1 pseudogene is annotated in these 429 nt (G+C 36.8%); it reads left to right on the forward strand.

Features of this window, described 5'->3' with window-relative positions:
- Nucleotides 1-285, forward strand: a pseudogene (locus tag J7R10_RS08895) (tRNA (N(6)-L-threonylcarbamoyladenosine(37)-C(2))-methylthiotransferase MtaB); the annotation flags it as partial.
- Nucleotides 286-429: the final 144 nt, after the last annotated feature.

The raw sequence follows: 429 nt of genomic DNA on the forward strand, positions 1-429 counted from the left end.
GAAGGAACACCTGCCGAACGTATGCCACAAATCAATCGTACGGTAATTAAGATACGTGCAGAAAGATTGCGTAAAGCAGGTGAGAAAGCTTATCAAAAGCATCTTACTCACTTACAAAACAGTCAGCAAAAAATTCTTGTTGAAAAAGATGAAATTGGACGGACAGAAGATTATACCCTTGCAAAAGTTAAAGGTGCAAAAGCTGGAACAATTGTTCAAGCTCTAATTGTTGATCACGATGGCAATAAATTGATTGCTATTCTCCCGGAATTGAATGCAGCCTAAGCAGGAAATCTTTATGAAAAAGTCTTTTATCAAAAAAATGCTCTCTTTTAAAAAGCCTAAAGAGCCGGAACTGCAACGAATTTCCACTCCGTATGAAGCTGATATGAAAGACAAAAATGGAATTACAAAAAACAATTTGTCCCC

The organism is Bartonella vinsonii subsp. berkhoffii ATCC 51672, from assembly GCF_902825225.1.
Lineage (GTDB): Bacteria > Pseudomonadota > Alphaproteobacteria > Rhizobiales > Rhizobiaceae > Bartonella > Bartonella berkhoffii.